Annotated in this window: 24 protein-coding genes and 2 pseudogenes; 18 read left to right on the top strand and 8 right to left on the bottom strand. The window is 62.3% G+C overall.

What is annotated here, in order from left to right:
- Positions 1-67: 67 nt before the first annotated feature.
- Positions 68-1123, top strand: coding sequence for an alpha/beta fold hydrolase (locus OS035_RS15655; protein WP_097628775.1), 1056 nt, complete (start codon positions 68-70; stop codon positions 1121-1123).
- A 57-nt stretch (positions 1124-1180) separates the two neighbouring features.
- Here the strand turns inward: OS035_RS15655 and OS035_RS15650 are convergent.
- Positions 1181-1898 (bottom strand): annotated as a pseudogene (locus tag OS035_RS15650) (SDR family oxidoreductase).
- Between the two features lie 228 nt (positions 1899-2126).
- On the opposite strand from OS035_RS15650, the gene OS035_RS15645 reads away from it, so the two are divergent.
- The 3 genes from OS035_RS15645 to OS035_RS15635 all read left to right on the top strand — a co-directional run bounded on the left by OS035_RS15645 (position 2127) and on the right by OS035_RS15635 (position 5889).
- Entirely contained in the window at positions 2127-2981 is an 855-nt protein-coding gene (locus tag OS035_RS15645; RefSeq protein WP_183778657.1) for a helix-turn-helix transcriptional regulator, read from the top strand.
- A gap of 74 nt (positions 2982-3055) precedes the next feature.
- The gene (gene ggt / locus OS035_RS15640; protein ID WP_097628774.1) at positions 3056-4792 is read left to right on the top strand and encodes a gamma-glutamyltransferase; all 1737 of its coding nucleotides are present in this window, start codon (positions 3056-3058) and stop codon (positions 4790-4792) included.
- Between the two features lie 122 nt (positions 4793-4914).
- Positions 4915-5889: a threonine ammonia-lyase gene (locus OS035_RS15635; protein WP_097628773.1), complete on the top strand. Its 975-nt coding sequence runs from the start codon at positions 4915-4917 to the stop codon at positions 5887-5889.
- A gap of 50 nt (positions 5890-5939) precedes the next feature.
- Here the strand turns inward: OS035_RS15635 and OS035_RS15630 are convergent, their stop codons facing one another.
- Positions 5940-6746 carry a phytanoyl-CoA dioxygenase family protein gene (locus tag OS035_RS15630; protein ID WP_183778655.1) on the bottom strand — a complete coding sequence of 269 codons (807 nt, stop codon included), beginning with the start codon at positions 6744-6746 and terminating at the stop codon, positions 5940-5942.
- A gap of 230 nt (positions 6747-6976) precedes the next feature.
- Positions 6977-7873, bottom strand: coding sequence for a LysR substrate-binding domain-containing protein (locus OS035_RS15625; RefSeq protein ID WP_183778653.1), 897 nt, complete (start codon positions 7871-7873; stop codon positions 6977-6979).
- A gap of 117 nt (positions 7874-7990) precedes the next feature.
- Here OS035_RS15625 and OS035_RS15620 point away from each other — a divergent pair, with 117 nt between their 5' ends.
- Genes OS035_RS15620 through OS035_RS15610 form a run of 3 tightly spaced genes read left to right on the top strand, consistent with a single transcriptional unit; the run spans position 7991 to position 9362 of the window.
- Positions 7991-8410, top strand: a complete 420-nt coding sequence (locus OS035_RS15620) for a tautomerase family protein (protein WP_310807946.1) — start codon at positions 7991-7993, stop codon at positions 8408-8410.
- Positions 8407-8811 carry a cupin domain-containing protein gene (locus tag OS035_RS15615; RefSeq protein WP_097628770.1) on the top strand — a complete coding sequence of 135 codons (405 nt, stop codon included), beginning with the start codon at positions 8407-8409 and terminating at the stop codon, positions 8809-8811. The genes OS035_RS15620 and OS035_RS15615 overlap by 4 nt, the downstream gene beginning before the upstream one ends.
- Positions 8808-9362: a DUF4865 family protein gene (locus tag OS035_RS15610; protein ID WP_331813855.1), complete on the top strand. Its 555-nt coding sequence runs from the start codon at positions 8808-8810 to the stop codon at positions 9360-9362. The genes OS035_RS15615 and OS035_RS15610 overlap by 4 nt, the downstream gene beginning before the upstream one ends.
- Positions 9363-9364: 2 nt before the next feature.
- Here the strand turns inward: OS035_RS15610 and OS035_RS15605 are convergent, their stop codons facing one another.
- The 3 genes from OS035_RS15605 to OS035_RS15595 form a co-directional block, all read right to left on the bottom strand.
- The gene (locus OS035_RS15605) at positions 9365-10000 is read right to left on the bottom strand and encodes a LysE family translocator (protein WP_183778647.1); all 636 of its coding nucleotides are present in this window, start codon (positions 9998-10000) and stop codon (positions 9365-9367) included.
- A 237-nt stretch (positions 10001-10237) separates the two neighbouring features.
- Positions 10238-11677, bottom strand: coding sequence for a pyruvate kinase (gene pyk, locus OS035_RS15600; RefSeq protein ID WP_003585763.1), 1440 nt, complete (start codon positions 11675-11677; stop codon positions 10238-10240).
- Positions 11677-12162, bottom strand: coding sequence for a DUF1036 domain-containing protein (locus tag OS035_RS15595; RefSeq protein ID WP_088930282.1), 486 nt, complete (start codon positions 12160-12162; stop codon positions 11677-11679). The genes pyk and OS035_RS15595 overlap by 1 nt, the downstream gene beginning before the upstream one ends.
- Before the next feature lie 198 nt (positions 12163-12360).
- On the opposite strand from OS035_RS15595, the gene OS035_RS15590 reads away from it, so the two are divergent.
- From OS035_RS15590 to OS035_RS15580, 3 genes are all read left to right on the top strand, one after another.
- Positions 12361-13149 (top strand): N-formylglutamate amidohydrolase, encoded by a 789-nt coding sequence (locus tag OS035_RS15590; RefSeq protein WP_183778645.1) that lies wholly within the window; start codon positions 12361-12363, stop codon positions 13147-13149.
- A 12-nt stretch (positions 13150-13161) separates the two neighbouring features.
- Complete coding sequence (locus tag OS035_RS15585) at positions 13162-13467, top strand: DUF1244 domain-containing protein (RefSeq protein WP_097628768.1); 306 nt, start codon at positions 13162-13164, stop codon at positions 13465-13467.
- A gap of 89 nt (positions 13468-13556) precedes the next feature.
- Positions 13557-13820: a DUF2312 domain-containing protein gene (locus OS035_RS15580; RefSeq protein WP_003585771.1), complete on the top strand. Its 264-nt coding sequence runs from the start codon at positions 13557-13559 to the stop codon at positions 13818-13820.
- A 268-nt stretch (positions 13821-14088) separates the two neighbouring features.
- Here OS035_RS15580 and OS035_RS15575 read toward each other — a convergent pair whose 3' ends face one another.
- Together OS035_RS15575 and OS035_RS15570 are read right to left on the bottom strand one after the other, a co-directional pair.
- A complete protein-coding gene (locus OS035_RS15575) occupies positions 14089-15936 on the bottom strand; it encodes a DUF882 domain-containing protein (RefSeq protein ID WP_097628767.1) in 1848 nt (615 codons plus the stop codon).
- A gap of 178 nt (positions 15937-16114) precedes the next feature.
- A complete protein-coding gene (locus tag OS035_RS15570; protein WP_183778641.1) occupies positions 16115-17659 on the bottom strand; it encodes a sigma-54-dependent transcriptional regulator in 1545 nt (514 codons plus the stop codon).
- A 207-nt stretch (positions 17660-17866) separates the two neighbouring features.
- On the opposite strand from OS035_RS15570, the gene OS035_RS15565 reads away from it, so the two are divergent.
- The 8 genes and pseudogenes from OS035_RS15565 (at position 17867) to OS035_RS15530 (ending at position 26785) form a co-directional block, all read left to right on the top strand.
- Entirely contained in the window at positions 17867-19720 is a 1854-nt protein-coding gene (locus OS035_RS15565; RefSeq protein WP_183778639.1) for a M3 family oligoendopeptidase, read from the top strand.
- Between the two features lie 325 nt (positions 19721-20045).
- Positions 20046-21200 (top strand): aminodeoxychorismate synthase component I, encoded by a 1155-nt coding sequence (locus OS035_RS15560; protein ID WP_331813854.1) that lies wholly within the window; start codon positions 20046-20048, stop codon positions 21198-21200.
- Positions 21197-21826 (top strand): aminotransferase class IV family protein, encoded by a 630-nt coding sequence (locus OS035_RS15555; RefSeq protein WP_183778635.1) that lies wholly within the window; start codon positions 21197-21199, stop codon positions 21824-21826. Before OS035_RS15560 ends, OS035_RS15555 begins: the two co-directional genes overlap by 4 nt.
- Before the next feature lie 2 nt (positions 21827-21828).
- Positions 21829-22113 (top strand): annotated as a pseudogene (locus tag OS035_RS15550) (YciI family protein).
- Between the two features lie 186 nt (positions 22114-22299).
- A complete protein-coding gene (locus OS035_RS15545; protein ID WP_097628761.1) occupies positions 22300-23751 on the top strand; it encodes a homospermidine synthase in 1452 nt (483 codons plus the stop codon).
- Between the two features lie 171 nt (positions 23752-23922).
- Positions 23923-24291 (top strand): outer membrane lipoprotein Omp10, encoded by a 369-nt coding sequence (gene omp10 / locus OS035_RS15540; RefSeq protein ID WP_071090891.1) that lies wholly within the window; start codon positions 23923-23925, stop codon positions 24289-24291.
- A gap of 26 nt (positions 24292-24317) precedes the next feature.
- On the top strand, positions 24318-24635 hold the full coding sequence (locus tag OS035_RS15535; RefSeq protein WP_097628760.1) for a hypothetical protein: 318 nt from the start codon (positions 24318-24320) through the stop codon (positions 24633-24635).
- Between the two features lie 173 nt (positions 24636-24808).
- Positions 24809-26785, top strand: a complete 1977-nt coding sequence (locus tag OS035_RS15530; protein ID WP_331813853.1) for a 5'-nucleotidase C-terminal domain-containing protein — start codon at positions 24809-24811, stop codon at positions 26783-26785.
- Positions 26786-26884: the final 99 nt, after the last annotated feature.

Genomic DNA, 26884 nt, shown 5'->3' with positions numbered 1-26884 from the left:
TTAGACGGGAAACGACGCAGCGCGTCCGCTCTCGGCAAAACCGCCGCAACTATCGCCCGTTAAGATCATGCTTGCAGAAGTTTCCGCTCTTCTCGCCCCGCTCGCCGCCGCTATCGGTTACTCCTCCTACAAGGCGCGGCAATTCGAACAGACCTATCCGAATATCGGCGAACTGACGGATGTCGGCGGCTACCGCATGAATGCCGTCCATATCGAGCGTCCCGAAGGCGCCGACCTGCCGGCCCTCGTCTTCATTCACGGCGCCAGCGGCAATCTGCTCGACCAGGTCGTCGCCTTTCGCGCAGCACTCGAAGGCCGGGCCGAGATGCTCTTCGTCGATCGTCCCGGCCACGGTTATTCCGAACGCGGCGGCCCTGACAACGCTGTCCCTTCCGGTCAGGCCGATGCGATCGCCAGCCTGATGGAAAAGCGCGGCATCGAAAAAGCTGTCATCGTCGGCCATTCCTTCGGCGGCGCAATCACCGCCGCTTTCGGTCTGCGCCATCCCGACAAGACCTCGGGCCTGCTTTTCCTCGCCCCCGCCACCCACCCCTGGCCGGGCGGCATCGACTGGTATTATCACGTCGCAACCGTGCCGGTCCTCGGCTGGCTCTTCAACCACGCGATCGTCGTGCCGCTCGGTCTCAGCCGGCTGGAACGCGGAACGCGGAACGTCTTCCACCCCAATCCGCGCCCCGCCGATTACATCGAAAGGACCGGTCCCTCGCTGGTGCTGCGGCCCGACGCTTTCCACAACAATGCCGCCGATTTCAAGAGACTGCTTGCCTATGTGAAGGAACAGTCGCCGCGCTATTCTCAGATCACCGCGCCGACCGTCATCATCACAGGCGACAGTGACGAGATCGTCTGGGAGCACCTGCATTCACGCGGCCTGGCCCGTGATATAGCAGGCTCCGAACTCATCACCGTTCGCGGCGTCGGCCACAAGCCGGATTATCTCGCAACCGATGTCGCCATTGCCGCCATCGAGAAGATCGCCGGCATGCCGCGCGACCTGCAGGCGATCGCGCGCCGGGCCGAAGAGAGGCTCGCCGCCGCATCACGCGATCGAACGCTTGCAGCCGTGCCATCGTTGCGGCCAGGCGCCCTTCACGGCGCATAACCTCTACGGCTCGAGTTTCCGCCGGTGAAACCATCGGCAGCAACACCGAAACCCGCATCAGGCGCTGAGACGCACACCGCCGTCGCAGGTGATCACGTGGCCACTCATGAAGCCGTTTCCGATCAGGAAGGCGATCGCCTCCGCGATATCCTCCGGCCTGCCGACGCGACCGACCGGCGTGCGGCTGGCGAAGTCCGCAAAGACGTTGTCACGCTGCTCCGAGGGCAGGAAACTCCACCACGGCGTATCGATGACCCCAGGTGAAACGCCGTTGACACGCAACGGCTTCAATTCGGCGGCCAGCACCGGCACCATTGCCTCGATGCCGGCATTGACGGCAGCAAGCCCAGCCGTACCGGGCATCGCGGCCTGCGCACTGACCGCCGAAACGAAGGTGATGCTGCCGCCCGGCTGCAACAACGGCAGCGCCGCCTGGGCTGCCGCGGCATGCGGAATGAGCTTGGTCTGGAACCCGGCCAGCAGATCAGCCATGTCGAGTGTAGCAAAAGGCCCGGCGCCGTGACCGCTGCCCATCGCCAGCACCAGATGATCGAACGCGCCGATCCCGGAAAAAGCCTTCCCGAGTGCGGATAGCTTCGCCGCATCGAGCACGAGGCCTGCGCAGATCACCGTCGAGCGATGCTTTTGCCGCGGCAAGTTTGTCACCATCACGGCCCGCAATGGTGACCGTATATCCCTGTTTCAAAAGTAGTTTCGCCGTAGTAAGGCCGATGCCGGAAGAACCGCCGATGACGACGACATGCTGTAAAGACATGATGCTGCTCCTTGATTAGAGCATGATGCCGAAAAGTATGAGCGGTTTTTGGACGACATCATGCTCTAACTCTTGAATTTAGAACAGGATTCAGACTTTAGGCCGACCGGGCCTAAAATCATCCTGTTCCAGTCGAGCCGCAGGCGCTTCAATCACCCGCGACGCCTGCATCATGCGCCGCCTGGAAATGTCAAACAGTTCCATTTTTATCCTGGTATCAATACTGATATGATCCCCGGCATGGACCAGAGAGCCGATACATTCGAAGCCCGCCGCCGTGAATTCGCAGCCTTCCTGCGTTCTCGTCGCGAGCGGCTGGCGCCGTCCGAAGTCGGCTTGCCGGAGGGTTTTCGCCGGCGCACGCCAGGTCTGAGGCGTGAGGAACTCGCCATGCTCGCCGGCGTCGGCACCACCTGGTACACATGGCTGGAACAGGGCCGTGACATCAGACCCTCGGCACAGGTGCTCAATGCCCTTGCCGATGCGCTGCACCTCGACGAGGCCGAGCGCCAACATCTCTTCACCCTCAACGACCGCCAGACGGCGCAGACAGTATCCAGCGCGCCCGAATTCGTCGACGAACCGCTGAAGCGCATGCTCGCCAACCTCACCCACCAACCGGCCTATGTGCTTGGCCGCCGGTGGGATGTGCTCGCCTGGAACCGCGCCGCCGAAGTACTCTTCGGTGGTTATGACACACTCGACCGTGACGAGCGCAACACTATGCATCGCCTCTTCGCCGACCCGGCGCATCGCCGGCTGCTCGTCGATTGGGAGGCGGTTGCCCGCGTCTCACTGGCGATGTTTCGCGCCGACAGCGCGCGTTATGCCGGTGATCCGGATTTCGAGCGCCTAATCGCACTGCTGAAACAGGCAAGCTCTGAATTTCGTGATTGGTGGCAGCGCCACGAGGTCGTCAGCCCGCTGTCGGGTATCAAGCGCATCGATCATCCGGTTAAAGGCCGCATGTGCTTCGAGCATACAGGGCTGACATTGACGAGCCGGCCGGAGATGAAGCTCGTTGTCTACACGCCGCTGGACGATGAAGACACCAACCGGAAACTCGCCGAGCTTCTTGCCTAAAGCTAATCCCTTGCATTGCCTCGGGCCGTCGCAGCCCCATATGTTTTCCATCATTGTCCATAGGAGGGGAAATCATGGACCGCCTGCATATCGGCACGATCTCCGTCATTTCGGCACTGTCGCTGAGCCTGACGTCGGCCTTCGCCGCCTCGCCCGCGCCTGTCGAGGCCGAGCACGGCATGGTCGTCACCGCCCAGCATTTGGCGACCGATGTCGGCGTCGAGGTGCTGAAGGGCGGCGGCAATGCCGTCGATGCAGCCGTCGCCGTCGGCTATGCGCTGGCGGTCGTCTATCCCTCGGCCGGCAATCTCGGCGGAGGCGGCTTCATGACCATCCGCCTGAAGGACGGCACCAAGACCTTCCTCGATTTCCGCGAACGCGCGCCGCTTGCCGCCACGAAGACCATGTATCTCGATGCCAAAGGCGATATCGTGCCGCGCGCCAGCCTCGACGGCTATCTTGCCGTCGGCGTTCCCGGTTCCGTCATGGGCTTCGAAACCGCGCGCGAGAAATACGGCACAAAGCCGCGCCAGGATCTGATCGCACCGGCACTTCGTTTCGCCAGGGAAGGCTACACGCTGGAACAGGGCGATGCCGCAAGTTTCGCCGGCAGCGCCAAACGGCTCGCCAAGGACGAGGCGGCGGCGAAGATTTTCCTGAAACCCGATGGCAAAGCCTATGCATCGGGTGAAAAGCTCCAGCAGCCCGACCTTGCCGCGGTCCTGGCGGCCATTTCCGAAAAAGGTCCTGACGCCTTCTACAAGGCTGCGCCCGCCGAGGCGATCGTCAAGGCAAGCCAGGCCAAGGGCGGTATCCTCGCCAGGCAAGATTTCGAGCAATATGCCGTGCGCGAGTTGAAGCCGGTCGAATGTAATTATCGCGGTTACGACATCATCTCCTCGCCGCCGCCTTCCTCCGGCGGTGTCATAATCTGCGAGATCCTCAACGTTCTGGAAGGTTATCCGCTTTCCTACCTGGGCTACGGCTCGGCCGACACCGCGCATGTGATGGTCGAGGCCATGCGCTACGCCTATGTCGACCGCAACGCTGCGCTCGGCGATCCCGATTTCGTCGAGAACCCCGTCGCAAAGCTCATCGACAAGACCTATGCCAAGGAGATCGCTGCCAAGATCGATCCCTACAAGGCCGGCACGTCGGCCAACCTTAAACCGCTCGGCGGCAAGGAAAGCACCGAGACGACGCATTATTCGATCATCGACGACGAGGGCAATGCGGTCGCCGTCACCTATACGCTGAACGGGTCTTTCGGCGCCGCGGTCGTCGCGCCCGGCACCGGCGTCCTGCTCAACAACGAGATGGACGATTTCACCTCCAAGCCCGGCGTGCCGAACCTTTATGGCCTCGTCCAGGGCGAGGCGAACGCCATCGCTCCGAAGAAGACACCGCTCTCCTCGATGAGCCCGACGATCGTCACCAAGGACGGCAAGCCCTTCATGGTGATCGGCAGCCCCGGCGGCTCGCGCATCATCACCATCACGCTGGAAGCGATCCTGAACGTCGTCGATTTCGGCATGGATATCAGCCAGGCGGTGAATGCGCCGCGTATCCACCATCAATGGCAGCCCGACAAGGTCTATCTCGAACCCTATGCAATTTCGCCCGATACGGAAAAGACCCTCGCCGCCATGGGCTACAGCTTCGACGGCGGCAATGATGCGCCGCTCTGGGGCCAGGCCGCCGGCATCCTCGTCGGCGGCAAAAGCCTCGCCGCCATCGAAAAGGGCGGTGGTGCGCGCTATAACGGCGCCATGGACAGCCGCGCGGCGGAAGGCTCGGCGAACGGCTACTGACGGTCGCCAGCAGCGGGCGGCAAATGCGACAGGCCATTCATGTCACGGTGACAAAGTCGCCGTTCACAAATGGCTGGCCGCGCCCTAAGCATGAGCGAACCCGCAAGCAGGACGATTCCCGAATGGCCAGCATTGAAATGATTGTCGCCGCCCGCGCCCGTCTGCGCGGCCACGCGAGGCGCACGCCGCTTCTCTCCTCTCCCTTCCTGAACGAGATCGCCGGCCGGCGTCTGTTCGTGAAGGCCGAATGCCTGCAGCATTCCGGCTCGTTCAAGTTTCGCGGCGGCTGGTCGGCCGTCTCCGGCCTCGATCCGGCAGTGCGCGCGAAGGGCGTTATCGCGTTTTCCTCCGGCAACCATGCCCAGGGTGTCGCCCTTGCCGCCAAGCTGCACAATGTGCCCTCCGTCATCATCATGCCGAGCGACGCGCCGAAGCTGAAGATCGCCAACACCCGCGCCTTCGGCGCCGAGGTGGTGCTCTACGACCGCGTCAACGAGGACCGCGACGAGATCGGCGCGAGGCTGTCGGCCGAGCGCGGCCTGACGCTGATCAAGCCCTTCGACGAACCGCTTGTCATCGCCGGCCAGGGCACGACCGGCCTCGAAATCTCCGAGCAGGCGGAAGAGGAAGGCGTGACATCAGCCGAAGTCCTCGTGCCCTGCGGGGGCGGCGGATTGACCTCCGGCATCGCGCTCGCGCTTGAAGCCAGCGCCCCCGGCTTTCGCGTCCGGCCCTGCGAGCCCAAGGATTTCGACGACACCGCCCGCTCGCTCGCCTCCGGCAGGATCGAGCGCAACGTGGCGATATCAGGCTCTATCTGCGATGCGATCGTCACGCCGCAGCCGGGAAATATCACCTTCCCGATCCTCAAGCGCCTCGCCGGCGCCGGCATCGTCGTCACCGACGAAGAGGCGCTGCGCGCCATGGCGCTCGCCTTCGTCAGGCTGAAGATCGTGGTCGAGCCGGGCGGCGCGGTGGCGCTCGCCGCCGCCCTCTTCCATGGCGAGGCGCTGGAAAGCGACACGGTGGTCGCCGTCACCTCCGGCGGCAATGTCGATGCAGATATCTTCGCCATGGCGTTGGAACGCTTCGGCTGAGGGCATCGTGAGGCATCCGGCTCTCTTGAGCCGAATGCCGCATTCAACCGTCAGATGGAGTGAAGCGCCCGGCGGATTGCTATCTCGACCGGCGAATAGACGCCGTCCTTCCGCTCAAGCCGAAGCGGTTCGGACGGTGCAAGGCCGGGCTGTCCCATGAAGCGCGGTTCATTGCCGCCATGCTTTTGTGCTGCATGGATCAGGAATGGATGGCACAGATAGACCGTGCCGGCCTGCCCCGTCGCCAAGGCCAGCGGCCGGGCTTCACCGACATGCTCCAGCCGGAGATGGGCCATACCCGCCTCACCCGCCGGTGCCAGAAGGCGCGCGACATCCTTGTGCGAGCCGATACGGATGCGGGTCGGCGCATCCTCTTCCCCGACATCCGAGAACAGGAAAAGCATCAGCAGCGCCCGTCCGCGCGAGGTGATATTCACCCGCCAGGCGGAAAAGTCCCGCTGCTCGTTCGGATCGGAACCCCCATCGGGAAAGCTCAGATCGACATGCCAGCCGGCATCGCCGGGATCGTCCGGATGGGGAAAGCGCACCGGGAAACTGCCAAGCCCGGTGCGTGGCTCCCAGCGCCCTCTGCCGACAAGCTGGTCGAACGCCGAATGCAATACCGGTGTGTTGACAGCTTTCTCGAACGGGCCTCCACCATAACCGGCAAGCCGCACGACCGGTTGCGTCCATGTCCTTGGATCATCCGCATCGAAGGGAATATCGCACCACATGATGGCACGAGCTTCCTGGGCCAATTCGCGGGGAAAAGCCTCGTCGATCCGGATAAAGCCATCCTCGATGAATTGCTCGATCTGCGCGGCGCTCAGCGCCGGTGGGTAAACATTCGATGTCATGAAATATCTCTCTATCGCCAATCCTGCTGGCTCTTTCCTTGGCCAGATGCAGGGTGGTTGCAGTCCACGGCAACGCGCCAGCCGCGAAGGTTGGCAAGCGGCCGCATCTTCCGATGCCCGAAGGCAGAGCTTTAAAGGCTCAAGAAGAAGGCCGTAGCGATATTGAGAGTGATCGTCTTCATAGCAGTCCGAAGCTATAGCCACGCGATCGAAGGGTCAATGCGGCAATGTCAGGCCGCCGTCCCGCGAAGCGCGCCATTCACCGACTGCAGCACGAGCTCGGCAAGCCGGGACGCCGCCGGCTGCGGTTCGGCTTCGGCCCGATGCAGGACCAGCCCGAGCTTCGGCAAATCAGGCAAGCCGATCGTCTCCGGCGCCAGCGGCCGGACCTTTGCCGGCAATCCGATCGGTGTGCGGATAGTGATGCCGAGGCCTGCAGCCGCCGCTGCCCAGAGGCCGCCGAGGCTGGAGCTGACGAAGGCGAGACGCCAGGAAATGCCGGCCTCGTCAAGTGCCCGGGTCGCCGCACTGCGCATCAGGCACGGCGCCTCCAGCGAGGCGAGCGGTATCGGCTCGCCACTTGCCGCATGCCAGCCGGGCGATCTCTCGACAGGCCCGATCCAGCGCATCGGCACCTCGCCGATCCGGTCGCAATGTGCCGTCACCGTACCGTCGCTCCAGGCGAGCGCCAGATCAAGCTTGCCTGAGGTGACGCGCTCAAGCAGTTCGACATTGCGCACCACCCGCGCCTCGATGCGGACCTTCGGATGCGCCCGCGCGAAGCGGCCGAGCACCTCCGGCAGCAGGGTCTCGCCAAAATCCTCCTGCAGGCCGAGCCGCACCCAGCCTTCCAGCTCGATGCTGTGCACGGCCGCAGCCGCCTCGTCATTCAACTCCAGCAGCCGCCTGGCATAACCGAGCATCGTCTCGCCGGCATCGGTGAGCGCCAGCCCGCGCCCCACTTTGCGGAAGATCGGCGTGCCCGCCTGTTCCTCCAGCTTCTTCAGCTGCGCGCTCACCGCCGAGGTTGAACGTCCGAGCTTTTCGGCCGCCTTGGCGAAATTGCCGAGTTCCATGCCGGTCGAAAAGGCTCGAAGCACATCGAGATCGAAGATCGTCCGTCGCATCATACAATCCCATTTTTTAGGATTATCAGTTCATAAAATTCTGATTTTCGGTACCATCGTGTCGTGCGATGGTGCTGTTGTCAAGGCCGACGAACGGCCCAAACCATGGAGCCCCCGATGCCCTTCGTTCGCATTTCTCTCCGCAGAGGCAAGTCGCCGGAGTATCTTACGGCACTCGCCGACACCATCCAGCGCGCCCTGGTCGAAACCTTCGACGTGCCGGAAAACGACCGCTTTCAGGCCATCCATCAGCATGATGAAAACGAGCTGATCTTCGACAGCAGCTATCTTGCCGGGCCGCGCTCAAACGATTTCGTCTATATCTCGATCACCATCGGCCGGCCCCGCACGGTCGAGATGAAGGCGGCGCTCTATCGGCGGCTCGCCGATCTGCTGGCGCAGTCACCGGGCCTCCGGCCCGAGGATGTGATGATCGTCATCAGCACTAGTGCCCCGGAAGACTGGTCCTTCGGCAACGGCATCGCCCAGATGACCGACCCCGATTGGCGGCTGCGGGCGGCCGGAGGCCAACGATGAGCGCTTTGAACCCGAAGGCCATGACGGTCAGCCGCCCCGGAAGGGCGGTGCGCTCGCCGGAGGGTGTCGCCACGGCGCCTTTCTGGGTCGAGATGCTGCTCGAAGGCAGCGCCGATGGCGAAAACACGGCCATGCGCGCCACACTCGATCCCGGGACCATCACCCGCTGGCATACGCACCCTCGGGGCCAGTTGCTCTATGTGCTTTCGGGTCATGGGCTGGCGCAGAGCGAGGGTGGTCCCGTCGCGGAACTGCGCGCCGGCGACGCTGTCTGGTTTGCGGCCGGCGAGCGTCACTGGCATGGCGCGGCCCATGACAGTCCCTTCGGCTATCTCAGCATTCAAGCAACGGAAAACGGCAGCATCGTCGAATGGTTGCAGCCGGTGGAGGCACGATCATGATCGCCATGCAATACAGCTTCACCCTGCCCGCCGATTACGACATGTCGATCATCGACCGCCGCATCCGCGACAAGGGACCGCTGCTCGACGGTTTCCCCAATCTCGGCTTCAAGGCCTATCTCAGCGCCCGCCATGGCGAATTCGCCAGCCCCGACAATCTTTATGCGCCCTTCTACCTCTGGCAAAAGCCGCAAGGGGCAAGCGACTTCCTCTGCGGCCCCGCTTTCCAAACGCTCGCCGGCGCCTTCGGTTGGCCGCAGGTAAAAACCTGGATCGTCTGGCAGGCGGAAGTCTCGCCCGATATTGCCGCTGCCAGGTTTGCCACCCGCGAGATCCTGCAAATGGAGCCGTATGCGCCGCTTGCCGATATTCGCGACGCCGAAAGCGCTGAGGCTGAAGCAGAGGTTCGGGCAGGCGCCCTCGCCTCCATCCGCGGTTTCGAGCCGACGACATGGACGCGGGTGCGCTTCAGGCTATGGCGAGAAATCCCCGAGTGCGGCGAGCACATGCAGGCCTATCGCCTCGGTCACCTATCCCTGCCTCGAACCTGAACTCAAACGGTTGCCCGGCGATAAAGGGCGAGCGAGCCGGCAAGCGCCAGCAGCGCGCCGCCGCAGGCGCGCTCCAGCCATAGGGCGCCCGAGGTTTTCAGGAAACGCACCGCCTGCGAGCCGAAGAAGGCGTAGCCGAACATAATGAGGAAATCGAGCACGGCAAAGGTGAGCGCGAGCAGCCCATATTGCGTTACCTGCGGCAGCGCCGGATCGATGAACTGCGGCAGGAAGGCCGAGAAGAACAAATAGCCCTTCGGATTGGTCGCCGCGACCATGAAGCTCTTCAGCCCGATCGAGAAAGTCGACGTCGTCCCCGCCGGCGCACCTGCTTTCAACGCCGCATCGATCCCGCCCTTCGAGCGCAGCAGCATGATGCCGAGAAAGGCGAGATAGGCGGCACCGGCCCATTTCAGCATCGAGAACCAGAATTCCGATGCCGCCAGCAGCGCACCGAGCCCCACCGCCACAGCACCGATCAGCACGAAATCGGAGAGGACGGCACCAATCATGCCGGCCATTGCCCGGCGGAGGCCATGCCGCGAACCGTTGGTCAGCGCCAGCAGCACTGTCGGGCCCGGCGTGGCGATACCGACAAAGGAAACGGCTGCAAAAGCCATAAGCGTAACGATATCCATGATGATCCCTCCGAACCTAGAGCATGTCTCGCAAAAGTGTGCAGCGGTTTTGCGATAAAGACATGGGCAAAAACAAAGACCTAAAGCGTGACAAGCGAATCTGAAAGATCGCGACGCGCTTTAGCGCTATAGGGGAGGAAACTTGCATGCACCGGCGCCCTTGGCAATGCCCCGGCCATCAACGAAAAAGCCTGCCGCTTCTTTGAGGCGGCGGGCTTTCGAAGGGATGCGATCGGATCAGATGCCGCTCTGGCCGTCGGAACCGATATAGGCGATGCGGATCATATTCGTGGCGCCGGGTGTGCCGAGCGGCACGCCGGCCGAGATGATGATGCGGTCGCCGGGCTTGCCGAAGCCTTCGTCGGCGACGATGCGGCAGGCGCGGTTGACCATGTCGTCGAGATCGGTCGCGTCATGCGTGACGACGCAATGCAGGCCCCAGACGACGGCAAGACGGCGTGCCGTCTTGATGATCGGCGACAGCGCCAGGATCGGCACCTGCGGACGCTCACGTGAGGCGCGAAGGCCTGTCGTGCCCGACGAGGTGTAGCAGACGATCGCTGACAGCTTCAGCGTCTCGGCGATCTGGCGCGCAGCGAGCGAGATCGCATCGGCACCAGTCGCTTCCGGCTGGGCGCGCTGGGCATAGATGATGCCCGGATAATGCGGCTCGCGCTCGATGGCGGTGGCAATCGACGCCATGGTCGAAACGGCTTCGACCGGATAGTCCCCCGAGGCCGACTCGGCCGAGAGCATGACGGCATCGGCGCCTTCGAAGACGGCGGTTGCGACGTCGGAAACTTCCGCGCGCGTCGGCACCGGCGCCGAGATCATCGATTCCAGCATCTGCGTGGCGACGACCACCGGCTTGCCCGAACGGCGGCAGGCGCGGATCAACTGCTTCTGGATGCCGGGAACCGATTCGAGCGGCATTTCGACGCCGAGATCGCCGCGAGCGACCATCAAGGCATCGGAAAGCTCGATGATTTCCTCGATACGCTCGAGAGCCTGCGGCTTTTCGATCTTCGACATCAGGCCGACACGGCCGCGGGCGATCTTGCGCACTTCGGCAAGGTCGTCAGGACGCTGCACGAAGGAAAGCGCCACCCAGTCGACGTCGTCGGTGGCAAGCACGGCGTCGAGATCGGCGCGGTCCTTGTCCGTCAGCGCACCGACGCCGAGCAGCGTGTCGGGAAGGCTGACGCCTTTGCGGTCGGAGATGCGCGTGCCCGAAATAACGGTGGTAACGATGCTTTTGCCATCGCATTTTTCGGCGCGCAGCGCGAGCTTGCCGTCGTCGATCAGCAGGCGGTGGCCGGGCTGCACCGATTCCAGGATCTCGGGATGCGGCAGATAGACGCGGTTCTGGTCGCCGAGCGCTTCGTTGTTGTCGAGCGTGAAGGTCTGGCCGGGTTTCAGGTCGACCTTGCTGTCGACGAACTTGCCGACTCGCAGTTTCGGTCCCTGCAGGTCGGCGAGAATGCCGATCGGCCGGCCGGAGCGCGCCTCGACCGAGCGGATGCGCTGGATGAGCGTACGCATCACATCGTGGCTCGCATGGCTCATATTGATGCGGAAGACATCGGCGCCGGCCTGATGCAGCTTCTCGATCATCGATTCCTCAGCGGAGGCGGGCCCGAGGGTGGCGAGGATTTTAATTTTGCGATTACGCTTCATCAATTCTGGCTTTCTTGCGTCCCTGGGGTGTCGGAGAGTTGAACCATCCAGCTGCCCTGGCGGCCCGTGTCATATTCCTTGAAACCCATCTTCTGGTAACCGCGGGCATAACAATCCTGCACACCCGAGATCTTGAACTCGTTTTCCGCCACGCACATCTGCACGTCCCCCGTCCATCGTCCTCCCCGGGCGGCGTCCTCTGCGTAGAGGTAATAATAACGCGATTGCAATTCTCCCTCGATCAACACGGCGCAGGTCGTTGCCGGCACCTGCCACCAGCCTTCCGTCATCCAGCCGTCCTTGGCCCGATAGCCGATCGCCACGCCGACGAGATTTTGCGTTCCGTTGCAGACGCGAAAATCGGCGCGCGCGGCATCTGCGATGAAGAACGGCATAAAGGCTGCAAGTGCAAACAGAGCGAGACGGACCAGCGGTCCGGACCGCGTGAGGAAACTTGGCGCGGCTTGGATCAACACGGCTCCCAAATAGCTCCACGGTTATTCGTATGCTTGTCTTCTTGCGCCGCCGTCAAGCGAAAGTCAACGCAATGCTAATCGATTATATTTCCTTTCACAAACCGCCCGTCGAGGGTCGGCTCAACCTCTGTCCGCCTGCGGCGCTTGAACCTGGCGCGGACGCATGCGATCACTGCCCGACTGCGCAATGACGAACGGCAATTCCTGATGGACGACTTCCAATCCTTCGAAATCCTATCCGGCAAACATGACAAAGGCATGGTGATCCTCGCAGATCACGCGGTGAACCGCCTTCCCGCACACTATGGCCGGCTCGGCCTGCCGGAGGCGGCCTTCACCCGCCACATCGCCTATGACATCGGCATCGAGGGCCTGACGCGGCAGCTTTCGGAAAGCCTCGGCGTACCCGCGGTGCTCGGCGGCTTCTCGCGCCTGCTGATCGACCCGAACCGCGGCGAAGACGATCCGACCCTGATCATGAAAATCTCCGACGGCGCCGTCATATCCGGCAATCATCCGATCACGCCGCAGGAGTGGGAGAACCGCATCGAAACCTTCCATCGCCCCTATCACCACGCCGTCGCCGCAACGATCGACAGGGTGGCGAACGCCACCGGGAAGGCGCCGCTGGTGCTGTCGCTGCACTCCTTCACGCCCGCCTGGAAAGGTATTCCCCGCCCCTGGCACGCCGCCGTGCTTTGGGACAGCGATCATCGCGCCGTCGGCCCGCTACTGAACATGCTGCGCGCCGATCCCGATCTTATCGTCGGCGACAACGAACCCTATGATGGCGCACTGAAGGGCGATACCATGTACCGCCACTGCATGATCACCGGCATTCCGCATGCGCTGCTCGAAGTCCGTCAGGACCTGATTGCAGACGAGGCCGGCATAGCGGCATGGGCCGAGCGCCTCGCGCCGATCTTTGCGGCAATGAACGCTGATCCCGCCTTGCACGAATACGACGTCCACGTCTCGCGCACAGGCCCCTATTGAAAGGAGAGCGAGATGACCGCGCTCAGCAAACAACAGCAGACCGAATTCGAGGCCGCCGCATTCCGCCGCCTTGTCGCGCATCTTCGCGAGCGCAGCGACGTGCAGAATATCGACCTGATGAACCTCGCCGGCTTTTGCCGCAACTGCCTGTCGAACTGGTATCGCGAGGCAGCCGAGGCCGACGGCGCGCCCGTCACCAAAGACGAATCGCGCGAGATGGTCTACGGCATGCCCTACGAGGACTGGAAAAAACTCCACCAGAACGAGGCCTCACCTGTGCAAAAGGCTGCTTTTGAACTGAACAACCCAAACAAATAGCCTGGCCGACCCCGAACAGGCTTGACCGTGACGCCGCTTCGCGGCAGTCACGTGCCTTCAAATTGATCATCCCCAATCAGGAGAACACGATGTCTGATGCTCATGGCGTCGCCCGCGACCAGCTTCGCGCTTTCATCGAGCGCATTGAACGGCTGGAAGAAGAAAAGAAGACCATCGCCGACGACATCAAGGACGTCTATGGCGAAGCCAAGGGAATGGGCTTCGATACCAAGATTCTGAAGAAGGTCGTGGCGCTGCGCAAGAAGGACGAGCAGGAGCGCATGGAAGAGGAAGCGATCCTCGACACCTACCTGCACGCACTCGGCATGATCGAGTCGCCGCCGGAAGGCTGATCCGCCCTTCATTGCTGATATGTCGACAAGCCGCCGGACCGCCCGGCGGCTTTTCTTTTGCCCAATGCATGTCGCCCGGAAGTGTGCAGCGGTTCCGGGATAACGATATGCATCAAAACAAAGAGCTGAAGCGCGTCGAATGAATCAAGTTTGCTGCGACGCGCTTTAGGCTGCACAGCCATAATGGCTGTCCGCCGCTGGTCGAAGCAGCCAAAAAGGAAAACCGCCGGATCGCCCCGACGGTTTTCGATATTTCATGATGGCCGGCTCAGTTTGTGTTGAACTTGCGCACTTCCATGAAGTTAACAGCCGTGCCACTGAAGCGGGCCGGGTCGACCGAAGCGGTCTTGACGTTGAAACCTTCGGTATAAACGGTAGTCGGCTGCGCGCGCATCGTCTGGCTGACGAAACGTGGCGCCTTCACCTGCTTGGAGGCCATTTCCAGACGGGCATTGGTCAGCGCCCACTGCGAAATCATCTTCTGCGTCAGCTTCGGCTCGGTGCGAACCGTCGCGCGGCTGGCGTCCGCCGCGGCGGCTTCCTTGTGCGTCGGGCGGCCGCCCTTGGTGGGCAGGCCCTGCGCCACGGCGTTTTCGGCGGCCGGTTCATCAAAGCCGTCGCCGAAGCTTGCCGATTTGGTCATGGGCGCCAAGGCTGCGAGCTCAAGCGGCGGTTTTGCGGCAGGCGCCTTTTGCGTCATCGCGGCGTTGATTGCCTGCTCCACCGTCATCTCAGGCGCATGCCCGGCGACCTGGTTTTCTCCACCCTTGTTCTGCTGGTCGAGCGCATCGGCGACGGCGGGAGATAGTCCGCCGTCCTGATCTGCCTCGTCGGCCTCTGCTTCCGGATCGGCATTGGCCGCAGCCAGAAGGTTCTCGGCGACGGCAGGGCGTTCGACCGGCGTCGGAACCGGCATTCCGGTCAGCATGTCAGGATCGGTCGATGCGAGCTCAGCATCGCCCGGCGCGCGGCGCTGGCCGAGTAGTGAGGGGACCGGAATGCTATAGGCGCTGAGATCGGCGAATTGCTGCGGCTGGGCCTGATCGGCCGGAAGCGCCGCGACAAGGGCCTGTTGCGCGGCATTACCCGAAGGCGGTGCGACGAGCGCACTCGCCACGTCGCTGCCGGCCGGCTGATTGCTGAATGCCGGGCGAACCTGCGGCACCGGCGCGTTCAGATCGGCGACTTCGGTCTGCTGCGGCTCGACAGGAGCAGGCTCGGGCGCTGCCTTCGGCGGCGTTGCCTTGGCGACGGCAACAGGCGTCGAATCGTCCGAATCGTCTTCCTGCTCGTCCGCTCCGCCGCCAAACAGCGCAGCAAACAGCGTCTTATGCTTCGGCGCCGATTCGGAAGCGCTGGCGATTTCTATCTGCGTACCGCTGACGCGGCGCTTATAGTCGGCCATTGCCTGCTGATAGCCGGGCAGCGGCTTGCCGTCAGCCGGGATATGAATGGTGTTGCCGTTCGGGAAAAGCCGGACCAATTCGTCGCGGCTCATGCGCGGCCAAGCGCGGACGCCGCCGACATCCATATGCACGAAGGGCGAGCCCGATTTCGGATAGAAGCCGACGCCGCCGACCTGCATTTTCATGCCGATCCCGCGCAATGTCGCAAGCTTGACGTCCGGAATGAAGAAGTCCATCGCCTTGCCGAGCATATGCTGGCTCTTTTCGGCAACGCCCGAGTTGCGCGAGCGGCCGCGGAGCATCTCGTTGGTACCCGGTGAACGGAAACCGCAGACGACGTTAATATAATCCCGCGAACCGCTCTGGCGATAAACTTCCCAGATCAGGTCGAACAGGCGCGGGTCCATCTTCGTCGGCTGGTTCTTGCGCCAGTCGCGCAGGAAGCGGTTCAGCTGCTCCAAACCCTTGGGATCGAACTTGCCGTTGCGCTTGTACGTGATGACGGCTTTTTCGCCGGTATGGATGAAATAAAGCTTGAGGCTGCGGGTGTCGCCCGCTGCCTCGGAAGGTGTACTAACGAATACCGGTGAGGAAACCGCGAGCGCAAGAAGGGCGGCCGCTGCCGTCCTTGCTGCCTTTCCGCAGATGTCGGCGCACAACATACGCCAGCTCAAGCGCGAAGGCTTGGAATTCCCATTCAGATTCGGCAACTCGATCCCCGTCAGACAGACAATGTCCCGTACTGTCTCAGATGACTGTCAAATGCGGTCACACGATGGCAAAAATGCCACACATGATCAACCTTTTCTTTACATAGTGAACGAGCCACTAACAAGTGGTTTATGATCAGTAACAAATCGTGGTTGCCTTAGTCTTAATAAAAAGCGCTTAAGCCGCATCTTTCTGGGGATTATCGGGGTCTATGCCGTAATCTTTGAGCTTGCGATAAAGTGTGGACCGGCCGATGCCAAGTTTGCGCGCCACTTGACTCATCTGCCCGCGATAGAATTTGAGCGCGAATCGGATGAGCTCCTCCTCGACATCGGCAAGCCTGCGCACATCGCCGGCCGGATTGACGCTGGCGATCGCGTTTTCGGAGACTTCGGACAGACGGTGGTGCACCTCTCCCGAGATCGACGCCCTGAACTCCTCCCCATAGCTGTCGTCGGGATCGAGGCCGGTATTGTCGGCGACCAGCGCCAGGTGATCCACGACTTCGTATTCCGGAAGCTGGGCGGCGATCTGCGGGAAGTCCCCTTCCGTCAGCTCCGGCCCTTCGGCCAGAACGACTGCGCGGAAGATCGCATTTTCGAGCTGGCGGATGTTGCCCGGCCAGTCATAGGCGGTCAGCAGCGCCAGTGCGCCGGCGTTGACCGTCATGCGGCGGCCATTCTTCTGCTCGCTGGAGAAGCGTTCGGCAAAGACGCGCACCAGATGCGGAATATCTTCCTTGCGCTTGCGCAGCGCCGGGATCGTGATCGGGAAGACGTTGAGGCGATAGTAGAGATCCTCGCGGAAATGGCCGTTCTTGACCTCCTCGATCAGATCCTTGTTCGTCGCGGAGATCAGCCGGACATTGACCTTATGCGCGGTCCGCGCACCGACGGTCTCGATCTCGCCCTGCTGCACGGCGCGCAACAGCTTCACCTGCACCTCGAGCGGCAGGTCGCCGATCTCGTCGAGGAAGATGGTGCCGCCGTCGGCTTCCATGAATTTGCCGATATGGCGCTCGGTCGCGCCTGTGAACGCGCCCTTCTCGTGGCCGAACAGAATGCTCTCGACGAGATTGTGCGGGATCGCTCCGCAATTGACCGTGACGAAGGGTTTGTTCGCGCGGTCGCCGCCGGACTGGATGGCACGCGCCACCAGTTCCTTGCCGACGCCGGATTCACCTTCGAGCACGACCGGAATGTTGGACTGCGCCGCCCGCTGGGCGAGATCGATGACGCGGATCATCGCCGGGCTTGCCGAGACGATGTCGTCGAAGCCGACCGAGCCCGACCGCGACCGGCGTCCGGCCCGCGCCTTCACCTCGCGCTGATCGAGCTTCATCGCATTCGAGATCGATGTGGCGATGCGTTCGGGAGAAACCGGCTTGACGACGAAATCGAAGGCGCCGGCGCGCATCGCCTGCACCACGGTCTCGATGCCGCCCTGGCCGGTCTGAACGATGACCGGGATCTGTGTGCCGAATTCATGAAGTGCGTCGAGGAATTCGAGGCCGGTCATCTCCGGCATCATCAGGTCGAGCACGATGACGTTGAAAAGGCCGCTGTCGCGTTTGACCATTTCCAGGCCGATGCGGCCGTTTTCCGCCTGGTGCACGACATGGCCGTGACGCTCGATTGCGTTCTTGAGCAGGCGGCGCTGCACGGGGTCGTCCTCGACCACGAGAATTTGCCCTGCTCCCTTGAGCTCATTGTAACCGGTCATTGTCGCCTCACTTCATGCGAAACCATGAAGCGCACTCTGACAGAAAGGCTTGAACATCCTGTTTTGAGAAATAATTGCATTTTAACGATTGGAACGGGTCGTTTTCGTACCGAAGCGAGGCCTTTCATGCGCCGAAAGGCCCTTGATGCGGCGCCTTCTCACGCTTATTCAAACAGACCTGTTATGAAAGTGGAGAGGAATTGCCCCATGAAAATCGAGCTCCCGCACGCCCGCCTTCTTTTGTCGGCAGCAGCGCCAGCCGGGGCAGCCAATCCCGCGCTCGGCGATCTGCCGGTCTGGAAGCTGCAGGATCTTTATCCCTCCGCCACCTCGACCGCCTTTGTCGCTGACATGGAAAAGGCCGGCAAGGCTGCTATCGCCTTTGAGGAGAAGTGGAAGGGCAAACTCGCCGAGGCCGCGACGAAGACCGGCACTGAGGGCATCGGCGCGGCGCTGAAGGAGTATGAGGCGCTGGACGATATCATGGGCCGCCTCGGTTCCTTCGCCGGCCTTACCTATTTCTCCGACACCACCGATCCGGCAAACGGCAAGCTCTACGGCGACGTGCAGACCAAGATCACCGAATTTTCCGGGCACCTGCTGTTTTTCGCACTCGAACTCAACCGCATCGATGACGCGGTGATCGATGCGAGCATGGCCAACGACCCCGCCGCCGGCCACTATCGCCCCTGGTTGGTCGACCTCAGGAAAGACAAGCCTTACCAGCTCGACGACCGGCTGGAACAGCTCTTCCTCGAAAAGTCGATGACATCGGCCGCCGCCTTCAATCGCCTCTTCGACGAAACCATGGCCGAACTGCGCTATGAGATCGATGGCGAAAAAGTGCCGCTCGAAGTGGCGCTGAACATGCTGCAGGAGAAGGATCCGGACGTCCGCCGCAAGGCGGCCATGGCGCTTGCGGCAACCTTCAAGGCCAATATCCGCATCTTCACGCTGATCACCAATACGCTTGCCAAGGACAAGGATATTTCCGACCGCTGGCGTGGCTTCGAGGATATCGCCGACTCCCGGCATCTCGCAAACCGTGTCGAGCGCGAGGTCGTCGATGCGCTGGCCGCGGCCGTCCGCGAAGCCTATCCCCGCCTTTCGCACCGCTATTACAAGATGAAGGCGAAATGGCTCGGCATGGAGCAGATGAATTTCTGGGACCGCAACGCGCCGCTGCCGGAAACCTCCAGCGCCGTTATTCCCTGGCCCGAGGCGAAGGACACGGTGCTTTCGGCCTATGGCAATTTCGCCCCCGAGATGGCTGATATCGCCAGGCGCTTCTTCGACGAACTATGGATCGATGCACCCGTCCGCCCCGGCAAGGCGCCCGGCGCCTTCGCCCATCCGACGGTTCCCTCGGCCCACCCCTATGTGCTCGTCAACTATATGGGCAAGCCGCGCGACGTGATGACGCTTGCCCATGAACTCGGGCACGGCGTGCACCAGGTTCTCGCCGGCGCGCAAGGGGCGCTGATGTGCCAGACGCCGCTGACACTTGCCGAAACGGCGTCGGTCTTCGGCGAGATGCTGACCTTCCGCGCGCTTCTGGAAAAGACCAGCGACAAGCGCGAGCGCAAGGCGATGCTCGCCCAGAAGGTCGAGGACATGATCAATACGGTCGTCCGCCAGATCGCCTTCTATGAGTTCGAGCGCAAGCTGCACACCGCCCGCAAGGCAGGGGAACTCACAGCCGACGACATCGGCGAACTCTGGCTCTCCGTTCAGTCGGAAAGCCTCGGGCCGGCGATCAGCATTTCGGAAGGCTATGAGACCTATTGGGCCTATATCCCCCACTTCATCCACTCGCCCTTCTATGTCTATGCCTATGCCTTCGGCGATTGCCTGGTGAATTCGCTCTACGCCGTCTACCAGAAGGCCGAGACCGGCTTCCAGGAGAAGTATTTCGAACTGCTGAGGGCCGGCGGCACCAAGCATCATTCGGAACTTTTGAAGCCCTTCGGCCTGGACGCCACCGATCCGTCGTTCTGGAGCCAGGGCCTGTCGATGATCGAGGGGCTAATCGATGAGTTGGAGGCTTTGGATAGGGCGTAAGGCTCGGCCAGACTTGAAACGAACGAGTGTCGTTGTGAGTTATCAGGCCGCATTCTGCAACGTCCACGAGGAACCATGACAGCAGCCCCCTCTGCCTCATTCCTGTGCTTGTCACAGGAATCCAGCGCGCCCAAGTCATTGGGCGCGGGAGGCTCTTTGTCTGTCGGAAGTGAGTCATTCACGGCGCAGACGCGCCGTGGCTGGATTCCTGTGACAAGCACAGGAATGAGGGAAGTGGGTGTTGCTGCAGTCTTCGCATCGCCAGCCATGTCAAAGCCCAGAACCGTCGCAAGCATCGGATAACCAAGCAAGATGCGGCGCAATCATGTCTGACCCCTATATTCTCTTCCGCGACGACACATCAGGCCAGGTGATGCTTTTCACCGAACCGGCAGAGATCATCGTCGCGCGAACGCGCGACGAATTCTTTGCCGGCCTTCTCAGGATGGAAGAGGCCAAGGCCGAGGGCAAATGGCTTGCCGGCTACATGGCCTACGAGGCCGGATATCTGTTCGAGGAGAAACTCGCCTCCTTCGCCAACGAGAACCGCGAAACCCCGCTCCTCTCCTTCGGCGTCTTCAATGCTCCGAAGCCGGACACACACCCGCTTGCCCAAGCGAAACAGCGCCTTGAGAACGAGGAATTCCTCACCGCCCCGAAGGCCGCCTGGGATTTCCCTCTATATAAAGAGCGCTTCGACCGCCTGCATGAGCATCTGCGGCTCGGCGACGCCTATCAAGCGAACCTCACCATGCCGGTCGAGGCCCGCTGGAACGGCGATCCCCGTGCCGCCTTCTGGTCGCTGATCGAACGCCAGCCGGTCAAATACGGCGCGCTGGTCGATCTCGGCGGTCCGCTCATCCTGTCGCGTTCACCGGAACTCTTCTTCCGCACAGATGAGGAGGGCTGGATCGAGACCCATCCGATGAAGGGCACGGCGAAACGCGGCGCCACTGCCGCCGAAGATGCCGAAATCGTCGAAGCCATGCGCCGCGATATCAAGACGCAGGCGGAAAACCGCATGATCGTCGATCTCTTGCGCAACGATATCTCCCGTATCACCGAAGTCGGCACGCTCGATGTGCCGAAGCTCTTCGACATCGAGACCTATCCGACCGTCCACCAGATGGTCAGCCATGTGCAGGCAAGGCTGGGCCCCGGCCTTTCGATCCGCGACATCTTTGCCGCCCTCTTTCCCTGCGGCTCGATCACCGGCGCGCCGAAGATGCGGGCGATGGAAATCCTGCACGCGCTCGAGAATGCTCCCCGCGACGCCTATTGCGGTGCGATCGGCATGATCTCGCCAAGCGGCGTCATGCGCTTTTCCGTCGCCATCCGCACCATCACGCTTTTTGACGGCGGCAGGGCCGTCTTCAACGTCGGCGGCGGCATCGTCTTTGATTCCACAGCCGAGGCCGAATATGAGGAATGCCTGCTCAAGGCCCGCTTCGCCGTCGGCGACCAGTGGATTGCGCGATGATCGATTTTTCGCTGATCGAAACGCTGCGCTGGCAGCCCGGCGACGGCTTCATCCGCCTGCGGCTGCATCTCGCCCGGCTTTCCCGCTCCGCCCGTCGCCTCGGCTTCCAGCAACCGATCGATGCGGTGGCCAGGCTTGACGCAGCCGTTGCAAATGCCGCGGGTCCGCTGCGCGTCCGCCTGACCTTCGACGCCCAAGGCCGCATCGAGGTGACAAGCGCGGCTTTCGTCCCGCTGGCGCCCGACACCAACTGGACCGTCCGCATCGCCGAGACCCGTCTCGACTCCACCGACAAGCTGCTGCGTTTCAAGACGACGCGACGCGCCGTCTACGAGGCCGCGCGCGCCGAATATACCTCTGCCGAGGCCGATGACGTCATCCTCTTGAACGAACGCGGCGAAGTCTGCGAGGGTACCATCACCTCCATCTTCCTCGACGACGGGAACGGCATGCTGCGCACCCCGCCGACTTCTTGCGGCCTGCTCGCCGGCGTGCTGCGCACCGAACTCATCTGCGCGCGCAAGGCTCGTGTCGGCCGCCTCACCCTTGCCGATCTCAATGCAGGCACGCTTTATACCGGCAACTCGCTGCGCGGCCTGATCCGCGCCGACCTTCTGAGGAACTGACCATGTTCATTCTCTCCCTCACCTATCTCAAATCCAACGACGAAGCCGACAAGCACATGGAGCCGCATATGGCCTGGGTGAAGGAGGGTTAGGCCAAGGGCTGGTTCCTCGCCTCTGGCCGCAAGGTGCCGCGCACCGGCGGCGCGATCCTCGCAATCGGCGACCGCGCCGCAATCGAGGCCTATGTCGCCGCCGATCCCTTCACCCTCCACGGCGTCGCCGAATACGACATCACCGAGCTTGCCGTGACGACGACGGTCGCAGGACTGGAAATCCTCAAACGCTGATTTTGCAGGAGGCCGGTCAGATGACCTCGCCGACCTCTCGCCCGCCCGATATTTGAGCTTTCCCCCTCAACACTCTTTATTGTGACGCCGATTTGTGGTTAGAGCCGGTCACCTCGCAATTTCTGCGGCAATTTCAAAAGAATTCTTCAGGCTGAACGCCTTCGTCCTCTTCCACAGGAGAAAAGAATGACGGAACAGAACTATCCGGTATATGCCGAAATTACCGGTCCGATCGTGATGATCGGCTTTGGCTCCATCGGCCGCGGCACCCTGCCCCTGATCGAGCGCCACTTCAAATTCGACAAGAGCCGGATGGTCGTCATCGACCCGCGCGAAGAGCCCTCCGACATGGAAATCCTCAAGAAGCACGGCGTTCGTCATATCAAGGAATATGTCACCAAGGACAATTACAAGGAGCTGCTGAAGCCGCTCTTGACCGAAGGCGAAGGCCAGGGTTTCTGCGTCAACCTCTCGGTCGACACCTCCTCGCTCGACCTTATCAAGCTCTGCCGCAAGCATGACGTGCTCTACGTCGACACCGTCGTCGAACCCTGGCTCGGCTTCTATTTCGATAAGGGCATGAGCAATGCCGACCGCACTAACTATGCGCTGCGCGAAACCGTGCGCAAGGAAAAGGCAAAGAACCCGGGCGGCGCCACCGCCGTTTCCACCTGCGGCGCCAATCCGGGCATGGTCTCCTGGTTCGTCAAGCAGGCGCTCGTCAACCTCGCCAACGACACCGGCCTAAAGTTCGACGAACCGGACCAGCACGATCGCGAAGGCTGGGCCAAGCTGATGAAGAAGCTCGGCGTCAAGGGCGTCCACATCGCCGAGCGCGACACCCAGCGCACCAAGCACCCGAAGCCGCTCAACGTCTTCTGGAACACCTGGTCGGTCGAAGGCTTCATCTCCGAAGGCATGCAGCCGGCCGAACTTGGCTGGGGCACGCATGAAGAGTGGATGCCGAAGAACGCCAAGAAGCACAAGAAGGGCAACAAGGCGGCGATCTATCTGGAGCAGCCGGGCGCCAACACCCGCGTGCGCACCTGGTGCCCGACACCCGGCCCGCAATATGGCTTCCTCGTTACCCATAACGAGTCGATCTCGATCGCCGACTACTTCACGGTTCGCGACAAGGACGGCGAAGTGACCTTCCGCCCGACCTGCCATTATGCCTACCATCCGGCCAACGACGCCGTGCTCTCGCTGCATGAAATGTTCGGCAATGGCGGCACGCCGCAGCCGGTCCATCACGTTCTCGATGAAGACGAGCTGGAGGACGGCATCGACGAACTCGGCGTCCTGCTCTACGGCCACGAGAAGAACGCCTACTGGTTTGGCTCGCGTCTGTCGCTTGAGGAAACGCGCCGCATCGCACCTTATCAGAACGCCACCGGCCTGCAGGTCACATCAGCCGTTCTCGCCGGCATGGTCTGGGCTCTGGAAAACCCGAAGGCCGGCATCGTCGAAGCCGACGAGATCGACTACAAGCGCTGCCTCGAAGTGCAGATGCCTTATCTCGGCCCGGTCGAGGGGCATTACACCGACTGGACCCCGCTCGATGGCCGCCCGGGCCTCTTCCCTGAGGATATCGACACCAAGGATCCGTGGCAGTTCAGGAACATTCTCGTTCGCTGAGATCGCTCGCGCGAGTTTGAAGATGCCCGCCGCAAGGCGGGCATTTTTGTAACGCCTGCTGTCTAAATGCCGCCCAGCACCCCGCCAAGGCTTGCCTTCGCGGCGGGCGCGCGCCATGTTTTGCCCGAACTTGGCGGGTGACCGCCACGCCGAATCGCCGGGAGAAGCCTTATGAAAATCAGAACTGGTCTCGTTCTTGTCGGTGCCGCCGCCGCGCTTGCCGCCTGCGTTTCGCCAGAGCCGCGCAGCCTGCCGGTTGCAACAGCACCGGCCGCCACCGGCGTCGAAGGCAACTGGAGCGATCCGAACGGCATCGTCTCCACCTTCCAGGGCGGTAGCTTCACCACCCGCACGACCGACAGTAACCAGCTTCTTGCCTCGGGCACCTATATCAATACCTCGCCGACCTTGGTCGAGATCAACATGACCTCGCTAGTGCGCAAGACCCAGTCCAAGGTCAATTGCGCCCTCGTCAACCCAAGCCAGCTCAATTGCACCTCCGATTCCGGCGCGCAGTTCACACTTTCCCGCCGAGGCTGAAGATAAGGCGATAGGCTAAGCACACCATGCGCGCCCTCGCCGTTTACCTCGCCCTGCTGCTCGCGCTGCCGCTTGCGACGCTTGCCATCCTTTTTCCGGCCAACGTCTATCGTGCCCAGGGCATCGCCGCTCTCGATTGCGACGGACCGGGCCAGGTGCTGATGTTGGCCGTGCCGACAATATTGATCTATGGCGCCGGCGCGCTCTTTGCCTATCGGGCTGGTCGGCGCTTTCACCGCCTCGTTTTTCTTCTTTGTCTGGTCATCGCCCTCGCCACCGTTCTGAATATCGCGGAGGCCGTGCACGAACTCTATCGAAACGCCGCCGACGGCGAATGCCTGTAGTAGCCAGCCGCTTTTTTGCCCCGCCCCCTTGGAAAGCGCCCGGCCTGGCCCAGCTTTCTCTTGCGGTCGTCCATCGTCTGATGGAACATCCGCAGGCCGGGAACCGCCCCGGCGGATTAGGAAGGGATCGGCGAGGATCAGGGGGATCTCTCGCCTCAATCAGGAGAACAGGGATGACGAAGTCTTTCAGCTTCGGTCTTTTGACCGCGTCCATGCTGGCGCTTGGCACGGGCGCCGCTTTTGCGGATTACGAACTCAATATTCTTCATATCAACGATTTCCATTCGCGCATCGAATCGATCAACAAGTTCGACTCCACCTGCTCAGCCGAGGAAGAAGGCAAGAAGGAATGCTTCGGGGGTGCTGCCCGCCTGAAGACCGCGATCGACCAGCGCCGCCAGGCGCTCTCCGGCAAGAATGTCCTCCTGCTGAATGCCGGCGACAATTTCCAGGGCTCGCTGTTCTACACGACCTATAAAGGCGCGGCCGAAGCCGAATTCCTCAACCTGATGAAGTTCGACGCCATGACCGTCGGCAACCATGAATTCGACGACAGCGAGGACGGGCTTGCGACCTTCCTCGACAAGGTGCAGTTCCCTGTCGTCACCGCGAACGTCAAGGCGGCCGCCGCCTCCAAGCTCGGCGACCGCATCAAGCCCTCGCTGGTGCTCGATGTCGGCAGCCAGAAGATCGGCATCGTCGGCGCCGTCACCAATGACACGGCCGAACTGTCATCCCCCGGCCCGAACGTCACCATCGCCGACGACGTCCAGGCGATCACCTCGGCCGTTCAGGATCTGAAGGGCCAGGGCGTCAACAAGATCATCGCGCTGACCCATGTCGGCTACCCCCGCGATCTCGCCTTGATCGCCAAGATCCCGGATGTCGACGTCGTTGTCGGCGGCCACTCCCATAGTCTGCTTTCGAACACCGACCCCAAAGCCGAGGGCCCCTATCCGACGATGGTCGACAATCCGGGCGGCTACAAGGTGCCGGTCGTCCAGGCAGCTTCCTACAGCAAGTATCTCGGCGATCTCGTCGTCAATTTCGACGATAGCGGCGTCGTCAAGGATGCCAAGGGCGATCCGATCCTGATCGATTCCAGCTTCACGCCCGATCCCGCCGTCGTTGCCCGCATCGCGGAACTCGCCAAACCGATCGAGGAACTGCGCAAGAAGGTCATCGGCTCCTCCGAAGCCCCGATCGACGGCGACCGCAAGGTCTGCCGCGTCAAGGAATGCTCGATGGGCAATCTGGTGGCCGATGCCATGCTCGACCGCACGAAGAACCAGGGTGTTGCTATCGCTTTCCAGAACGGTGGCGGCCTGCGCGCGTCGATCGACGGCGGTGAGGTCACCCAGGGTGAAGTCATCACCGTCCTGCCCTTCCAGAATACGCTCGCCACTTTCGAGGCCACCGGCGCGGATATCGTCAAGGCGCTCGAAAACGGCGTCAGCCAAATCGATCAGGGCGCCGGCCGCTTCCCGCAGGTCGCCGGCCTGAAATTCTCCTTCGACCAGTCCAAGCCTGTCGGCAGCCGCGTTAGCGATGTCCAGGTGAAGGAGGGCGACAACTTCGCTCCGATCGACCAATCCAAGACTTACAAAGTCGCCACCAACAACTTCATGCGGGCCGGCGGCGACGGCTATTCGATCTTCAAGGAAGGCAAGAACGCCTATGATTTCGGTCCGGATCTTGCCGACGTGACTGCCGAATATCTGGCAGCCCACTCGCCGTATAAGCCCTATACCGACGGCCGCGTCACCGAAAACGGTGCGGCTGTTGCGCAGGCACCGGCTGCCGAACCGGCCGCTCCAGCACCGGCAACGCCGGCAGCCCCCGCACCGACCACCGAACCTGCTCCCGCCCCCGCTGCACCTGCAGCACCGGCACCAGCCACCGAGCCTGCCCCGGCGGCCCCAGCAACGCCAGCAACACCCGCGCCCGCTGCGGAACCCGCACCGGCAGCCTCCGCGCCTGCCGAAACGACGCCTTCGACCCATGTCATCGCCGCGGGCGACACCTTCTGGGATCTGGCCGTGACCTTCTATGGCGACGGCACGCTGTGGCGGAAGCTTTCGGAGGCCAACGGCAGTCCGAGCCCGCGTCACTTGGCGGTCGGCAAAGAGATCGAGGTTCCCGCCAAGTAGACGATTTGTCCCGATTTCCACGGCCGGCCCGGGCTTTCCCGGGCCGGTTTTTCTTTCTATAGGGTGAACCACGATTTCGGGGCTGCGTATGAGCCGACG

It is taken from the genome of Rhizobium sp. 268 (assembly GCF_036571585.1).
Classification (GTDB): Bacteria; Pseudomonadota; Alphaproteobacteria; order Rhizobiales; family Rhizobiaceae; genus Rhizobium; species Rhizobium redzepovicii.
The sequence above is the reverse complement of the archived record's forward strand: the minus strand, read 5'-3'. Positions and strand labels throughout refer to the sequence as shown.

Coding starts and splice junctions, on each gene's coding strand:
- OS035_RS15645 (WP_183778657.1), top strand. CDS start 2,127: ATGATCCCCGGCATGGACCAGAGAGCCGATACATTCGAAGCCCGCCGC.
- OS035_RS15590 (WP_183778645.1), top strand. CDS start 12,361: ATGGACGACTTCCAATCCTTCGAAATCCTATCCGGCAAACATGACAAA.
- OS035_RS15570 (WP_183778641.1), bottom strand. CDS start 17,659: ATGACCGGTTACAATGAGCTCAAGGGAGCAGGGCAAATTCTCGTGGTC.
- OS035_RS15630 (WP_183778655.1), bottom strand. CDS start 6,746: ATGACATCGAATGTTTACCCACCGGCGCTGAGCGCCGCGCAGATCGAG.
- OS035_RS15555 (WP_183778635.1), top strand. CDS start 21,197: ATGATCGATTTTTCGCTGATCGAAACGCTGCGCTGGCAGCCCGGCGAC.
- OS035_RS15545 (WP_097628761.1), top strand. CDS start 22,300: ATGACGGAACAGAACTATCCGGTATATGCCGAAATTACCGGTCCGATC.
- OS035_RS15560 (WP_331813854.1), top strand. CDS start 20,046: ATGTCTGACCCCTATATTCTCTTCCGCGACGACACATCAGGCCAGGTG.
- OS035_RS15625 (WP_183778653.1), bottom strand. CDS start 7,873: ATGCGACGGACGATCTTCGATCTCGATGTGCTTCGAGCCTTTTCGACC.
- pyk (WP_003585763.1), bottom strand. CDS start 11,677: ATGAAGCGTAATCGCAAAATTAAAATCCTCGCCACCCTCGGGCCCGCC.
- OS035_RS15655 (WP_097628775.1), top strand. CDS start 68: ATGCTTGCAGAAGTTTCCGCTCTTCTCGCCCCGCTCGCCGCCGCTATC.
- OS035_RS15565 (WP_183778639.1), top strand. CDS start 17,867: ATGAAAATCGAGCTCCCGCACGCCCGCCTTCTTTTGTCGGCAGCAGCG.
- OS035_RS15535 (WP_097628760.1), top strand. CDS start 24,318: ATGCGCGCCCTCGCCGTTTACCTCGCCCTGCTGCTCGCGCTGCCGCTT.
- OS035_RS15530 (WP_331813853.1), top strand. CDS start 24,809: ATGACGAAGTCTTTCAGCTTCGGTCTTTTGACCGCGTCCATGCTGGCG.
- OS035_RS15635 (WP_097628773.1), top strand. CDS start 4,915: ATGGCCAGCATTGAAATGATTGTCGCCGCCCGCGCCCGTCTGCGCGGC.
- OS035_RS15605 (WP_183778647.1), bottom strand. CDS start 10,000: ATGGATATCGTTACGCTTATGGCTTTTGCAGCCGTTTCCTTTGTCGGT.
- OS035_RS15620 (WP_310807946.1), top strand. CDS start 7,991: ATGCCCTTCGTTCGCATTTCTCTCCGCAGAGGCAAGTCGCCGGAGTAT.
- OS035_RS15610 (WP_331813855.1), top strand. CDS start 8,808: ATGATCGCCATGCAATACAGCTTCACCCTGCCCGCCGATTACGACATG.
- omp10 (WP_071090891.1), top strand. CDS start 23,923: ATGAAAATCAGAACTGGTCTCGTTCTTGTCGGTGCCGCCGCCGCGCTT.
- OS035_RS15585 (WP_097628768.1), top strand. CDS start 13,162: ATGACCGCGCTCAGCAAACAACAGCAGACCGAATTCGAGGCCGCCGCA.
- OS035_RS15580 (WP_003585771.1), top strand. CDS start 13,557: ATGTCTGATGCTCATGGCGTCGCCCGCGACCAGCTTCGCGCTTTCATC.
- OS035_RS15615 (WP_097628770.1), top strand. CDS start 8,407: ATGAGCGCTTTGAACCCGAAGGCCATGACGGTCAGCCGCCCCGGAAGG.
- ggt (WP_097628774.1), top strand. CDS start 3,056: ATGGACCGCCTGCATATCGGCACGATCTCCGTCATTTCGGCACTGTCG.